Annotated in this window: 5 protein-coding genes; all 5 read right to left on the bottom strand. The window is 67.2% G+C overall.

Going from position 1 to position 5,787, the window contains the following annotated elements; translation table 11 throughout:
- Positions 1 to 135 precede the first annotated feature (135 nt).
- Entirely contained in the window at positions 136 to 738 is a 603-nt protein-coding gene (locus ACIGO6_RS41495) for a chloramphenicol phosphotransferase CPT family protein (protein ID WP_399885978.1), read from the bottom strand.
- 151 nt (positions 739 to 889) lie between these two features.
- Positions 890 to 1,756: a TniQ family protein gene (locus ACIGO6_RS41490; RefSeq protein ID WP_399885975.1), complete on the bottom strand. Its 867-nt coding sequence runs from the start codon at positions 1,754 to 1,756 to the stop codon at positions 890 to 892.
- Positions 1,740 to 2,810 carry a TniB family NTP-binding protein gene (locus ACIGO6_RS41485; RefSeq protein WP_399885972.1) on the bottom strand — a complete coding sequence of 357 codons (1,071 nt, stop codon included), beginning with the start codon at positions 2,808 to 2,810 and terminating at the stop codon, positions 1,740 to 1,742. Before ACIGO6_RS41485 ends, ACIGO6_RS41490 begins: the two co-directional genes overlap by 17 nt.
- A complete protein-coding gene (locus ACIGO6_RS41480; RefSeq protein ID WP_399885981.1) occupies positions 2,804 to 4,792 on the bottom strand; it encodes a Mu transposase C-terminal domain-containing protein in 1,989 nt (662 codons plus the stop codon). The genes ACIGO6_RS41485 and ACIGO6_RS41480 overlap by 7 nt, the downstream gene beginning before the upstream one ends.
- 82 nt (positions 4,793 to 4,874) lie before the next feature.
- Positions 4,875 to 5,603, bottom strand: coding sequence for a TnsA-like heteromeric transposase endonuclease subunit (locus ACIGO6_RS41475; RefSeq protein ID WP_399885969.1), 729 nt, complete (start codon positions 5,601 to 5,603; stop codon positions 4,875 to 4,877).
- Positions 5,604 to 5,787: the final 184 nt, after the last annotated feature.

Below are 5,787 nucleotides of genomic sequence, written 5' to 3'. Positions count from 1 at the left end.
GCTGTCCCTTCGAAGTGAAGTTGACTGTGGATCTCGCTCTGAGCTGCAGGTTTGCCAGTTGGTGCGAGACTGCCATGACTGGGGATTCTCACTGCACCTGGCTTCTGTGGAAGTCCAGCTTGGCATGGGTGCGTTTTAGCCCAAGTCGAGGAGATCGTGCTTGGCCGTCGGTGGTACTTGGCTGTCCATCAGGTGGCGTCGGCGGAGGCGGGTGAAAGCGGTGGGGTTGGGGCGGTGCGGGAGGAGCTCCTTGATTCGCTGAGCGCATTCGCGTGGGCCTGCCGTGCTGGTGTCGCACTCCAGGTCGTAGTCGCCGTGGGCATGAACCAGGTCGTATTGGTGCGCCGCGAGGCCCGGAGGACGGTCGCCCCGGGCCAGCTCGCGGCGGGCCAGCTCGTCCAGCTGGCAGTGGACGCCGACAAACAGTACGTCCTCGGGCGGCAGCACTGTCAGGCAGTCGAGCAATCGCCACGGCTCGCTCAGCACATGGTCGACCACGATGTCGTTGCCCACCTCAGCCATGGCCGCAATCGAGCGGTGGAAGCCCATCCTGGTCCGCCGCAGCGCGGCGTCGAGTTCCTCCGCCCCGAGCTCCCGTTTACTGCGCATCGCATTGAAGCTGTCGACCGCCAGGTGGAAGAAGACGCCGTCGTCGAGGATGTCCAGAAGCTCCCGAGCGATGCTCGACTTCCCCGAACTAGAGGTGCCATTGAGGAAGATGATGCGACCAGATGTCATATCGGCATGATCACACGGTGCCGCTCCGGTTCCGCTTTGAGGGGATCTCCAGTGGATCTCGGCGCCCGGCAAGACAGCAGTCCTGGACGCCGTAGGCCCGCGGGCCATCAGGGTAGAGATGGCAGCGAGCTTGCCGCTTGCCGAAGGCTGATCAATCGGGTGTCTGGGCTGCGAGGGGTTTGCACAAGCGCTGGTAGAGGGGGTCCTGGGTTCCGATGGTGGTGTAGATCCGCGAGAATCGTCGGCTCAGCTCGGCGGTCGTCGCCAGATAGAGCTCCTTGGCGTCGGGGGCGGTGGTGGGTGGGTCGAGGATCAGGTGCGTCAGCACCACGATCTCGGGGAATGCCGCAAGGTGACTGCGGTCCTCAGCCGAGATTTTCTTGCTGACGGCGAGAGCTTCGACGCGGTCGAGGCGATCGGTCCACTCCTTCCCGAGGTCGATCGGCATTCCGGAGGCGGACCAGTCCTCGACGATTCTCCGCGCCAGGTCAAGGGCTCGTCCGGTCTGCCGATGCCGGCGGGCGAGTTGGTCGAGTCGACGCTGGGCCTCGATGACTTCAGGCAGGGCGACGAGCGGGATGTCGTGAGTGGAGCGGGTCCAGAGCTGATGCCGCGGGCAGATGTGGACGTGGGCGGGCGAGAGAGTAATCACCACGGAAGCGGTGGGGCTGCGGCGGGCTGTGCAGCAGCGGCAGAGACGGCTGATCAGCCGTTCCGTTCGCTGCCCGGGACCGTGTGGGCTGAGGAAGTCGGCGAGCGCAGGCAGGGCCCTGGCGAGGTGGGACGTTGGGCGTCCGGAGAGTGTGGCCAGGTGGCCGGGTGAGTGGGGATTCCAGCCGGTGGTGGTGTTGCTGAGCGGGGAGAACTCCGGCGGCAGCGGGCCCAGGAGGCGGGCGAGGAAGCTCGCGGGACGGTTGTTGGCGACGGCCAGGCGGTGGAGATAGGAACCGAGGGTCTCGTTGTGGATGGGCCCGACAGGGATGGGCAGCCGGCGGAGTTGGTCAGGCTGCGTCGGCATCCGGCCTCCGGCGGCGAGGTCGCCGGTTGCGGCGGTGTTCCTGGCGGGCGTCCTCGGCAGTTTGGTCGACCTCGATGGTCTCCAAAGTCTTGCGAGTGATGGCCTCGCTGCCGTTGATGATCGCCTCAAGAGCGGCGCCGCGGACGAGCTGGGAGAGGCTGCCGATCGCGCCGTCGGTGCGTTCGTGAAGGTAGCCGTCGAGCTTGACCAGGCTGCCGGGCTTGTGCCGGTGCAGTCGCAGGGCGTCTTCGAGCGAGGCGATCAGGTTCCGCCAGTTCTGCCGCTGTGCGGTGGTGCCGTAGGCGAACGGTTCGGTGTCGGTAAGGGTGTATCTGCCAGCGATCTGCTGGCCGCGGACGCCGCTGAACAGGCCACTCGCGGCGACGTCGATGCCAGCGAGTACGAAGGTGGCGTGGATCCGCTCGGACAGGTATTTCAGCTGGTCGGAGGCTTCGGCCCCGGCCTGGGTGGCGAGGTTGAGGTTGTGGATCTCGTCGACGAGCGCGAGCTCGACGCGCATTTTGATCAGCAGGTCGCAGACGGCGTTGGTGATGGAGGTCTGGGTCTCTTGCCGGACGACCGGGAGGCCGAGGAACCGGGCGAACTCGATGGCGAGCATCTTCGGGGTGGCCCGGGGCGGGACGGTGACGTAGACGACCGGCAGCCGCCCTGCGGCGGCCGGGCCGAGTCGTTTACGGACCAGAAGTTCATGGTTGCGGCCGAGCTGGGCAATGGCGGTCGTCTTGCCGGTCCCGGCCTGGCCGGTGACGATCAGCCCGCGGCGGCCGGAGATCTGGTGCCGGTTGAGCAGGACCAGGCGCCGTCCAGTGGTGAACACATTGCGGACGGTGGGGGTGGCCACGATCACGAGCCGGGAGTGGTAGTCCAGCCGGGACTCGTTGTAAGCGAGCCGCTTCTCCTCGTCCAGGGCCTTGAAAGCCCTGGACGAGAGCATCGGCGGGCAGACCGGGGCATCATCGACGAACTGCCTCCAGCCGTCCTTGGTGGTCAGCGGGTTGTGCTCGTCATCATGGGCGTCAGGCGGAGTCACCACAGCGGATTCCCCTCCTCTTCCAGGGGGTTGAAGACGCCGAACGGGGTGACCGGCGCCTCCTCCAGACCTTCGTTCTCGCTGTCGTCCGCATCGGCGGACGGGGCAGGCGGGAGTGCGGGCCGCGCGGGAGCCTCAAGGGCGGCCCGGGTGCGGGCCATGACCTGCTCCGATCCGGCCGGCGGCTTTCCCGACCTCCGCAGCAGCTTGGCCAGGACCTGGGCGACGGCGGTCTCGCTGGTGTCGTCGCGGCCCTGGTCGGCGAGAAGCTGGCGTGCGTGACGCCAGGTGAAGTCGGCGAACGGGACCCGAACCATAGGTAGATGGGTCCACGGGACTTCGATCCAACGGCGGCTGTCGCTTCGCCGTACCCAGACACGGGAGACGTCGTAGGGGTCGTAGTGGACCTCCCACAAATCCTGCTTGCCCGTCACCCCAGACGGCTGCCTCCGTAGACGGTTGAGTTCAGGGCTGTCGTAGGTGCGGTAGTTGACCTTGATGCCGTAGTCGTTGACGGCCCTCCAGACCGCGGGCAGCAGCTCGATGTAGTCCGCCGCCGACAGCGCGACGGGCAAGTATCCGGCGCGGGCGACGGCGATGGCGTACGACTCGTTCGGCGACAGCGTCCGCCCCGCCATATAGGGGTTGCGCAGCCCCTCGTGCGGACGCTGCTGCCAGCAAATGATCCACTCGTCCAAGAGGTCCTGGAGCTGGGCGAGGGTCCAGACCGCCTCGGAGGCCGGATCGCTGCCGCGACGGGTGACATCGGAGCCGGTGTAACCCGCGACGTACTGGCAAAACAGCGAGTTGATCGACGCAAACGTCCTCTCCACGATCGCCTTGTCCGTCGGGGTCCTGGGCCGGGCGAGCTGCAGGGAGATCCCCAGCAGCGAGCAGGCGGAGGAGAACGTGTCAGAGACGAACACCTTGCCGTGGTCGATCACGATGGTGTCCGGCACGATGACCGGCTTGGCCGCTGCCTTCTCCAACCGCGCGTCCACCGCCATGAGCCGCTGGTGCGGCAGGATCGAGTCCGACATCGCCAGGGTCTGGCTCCAGCCCGGCCGCATCGGCGCGGGAACCAGCATCCTCGCCAGTAGCACCGCAGCGTCGACACCCTTCGTTCCCGCAGGCCGGAGCAGGGCCGCGCAGATCGTGCGCGTCGTGACATCGACCGCGATCGTCAGTTCCGGGCGGGCCACGACTCCGTCGTCCAGCACCACCATCACGTCCAGTCGTGTGGAGTCGATCTGCACGATCTCCCCGGGGCGGGCAGCCATAGACGGGGTGAACGGACCCACGGGCCGAAGAGCCCGCTGGCGGCGGACCGTGGCCGCCCCGAAGGACTCGTTGCTCTTGGCGAGGCTGTTCACCAGCCGATAGAAGGTGGCCCTCGTCGGCAGGAGTTTGACCGCTTCCTCACCGTGCTTTGCGGCGAGGATCTGCTCGGCCTGCAGCATGAGCCGCTTGCGGTCGCCCGTCGAAAGGTCCGTCTGACCGGCCAGTGCCTCGGTGACCGCCTCGACAACGCGTTCGTCGGTCCTTCCGGTGCCGGGGACCGGGGCCGGTGGTTTCCGGGACCGGCCGTCCACCAGTCCCCACAACCCCTCGGCCTCGTATCGCTGCCGCATCCGCAGAAAGGTCCGCTTGCTGATCTGCTGCCCGCCGGCCGCCAGCTCGGCGACCTTCGCAGCTTCTCGCTCCATCAGCGTCCGCCAGGCCGGGTCGTACTCGGGCCGAGGAGACGTTCCCTCTGGGGCGTCCGGGGGCAGCCCCGTGAGCACTTCCACCACATGCTGTTCCCAGAACCGGGCCTGCTCGACGACCGACGGCGGCAAGGCGTCCACCAGCGCGAACGGCGGCAGGACTCGTTCCGGGACGGCCTCCGGTCCTCGGTCCAGCACCTCGAAATCGGCGGCCGCCATCACGTAGCCGGCAGCCATGACACTGGTGTCGCCCTCGTCGCTGAGCAGTCGCAAGGCCACTCCCTCCAGCCCGATGACCTGCTGGTTCCGGCCCTCGAACCGGATCCGGTCCCCGACCCGCAGAACTCCACGTGGCGCCAGTTCAACCACGCTTCACCACCGCGCGGCCGATCACGGAGCCGTCTCCCAGCGGCACCGCGAAGTCAAGACGCAGATCACCGCACCACAGCAGGTGGTAGAGCGTCGGCAGGACGGACAATGGGTCCCCCACTGCCTCGGCACCGTCCATGAGCAGCCGCGGGTCGTCGAACGCGTCCATGAGCCGTTTCGCGATGTCGCCGACCCGATTGCGTGGATGCCGATAGCCCGACAGCCAGCGGACGTTGGCCATCTCCACCGGATCGGGCTCGTGCACCAGCGCGAAGGACCAGCAGCCCATCTCCTGACACATCGCCTCGGTCGCCGAGAACTTCACTGCGTCCTTCGGCCCGACCCGGTCCGCCGGCCGGACATCGACGACCAGACCCGAGCCGTCCTCCAGCCGTGCGAAGTAGTCCGGCGTGTGCGAGATCCGGCGTTTCTCCCCCGGCCACGTCACCCGGAACGGCTGCGAGGCCAGCCCCACCACCCTCCGGTCATGATCGAGGAGCATGGCCCGGTCCCGCTCCAGCCACGACTCGAACCCCACCAGCGACTCCGTCGTAGCCGCCCAGTACCAGCCCGTGAAGTGCCGCTGCCCGCGGTACGACGTGAACCGCCGCACCGGGAGCACCGACTCGAACCGAACCCGGGACACCGCCTCCAGCACGGACTTTCGCAGTCCGCCACCCTGACCGTCAGCCCACTCAACATCGACCAGACTCAGATCCATCGCCACCCCCGGCTCCTGGTACCTGCCGAAACGACCGTGACAGGTACAGCGAGAACCAGACCAGGAAAATGAGACCAAACCCCACGTACGGGGCAAACGTCTCCGTTCAGCACACGACGCAATGAGAATCTGACACTGCGAATGAGAAGCGGTGAGAATCCGACAGCTTCAATGCGACAGGACA

Source organism: Streptomyces sp. NPDC053750, assembly GCF_044544295.1.
GTDB lineage: Bacteria > Actinomycetota > Actinomycetes > Streptomycetales > Streptomycetaceae > Streptomyces.
The sequence above is the reverse complement of the archived record's forward strand: the minus strand, read 5'-3'. Positions and strand labels throughout refer to the sequence as shown.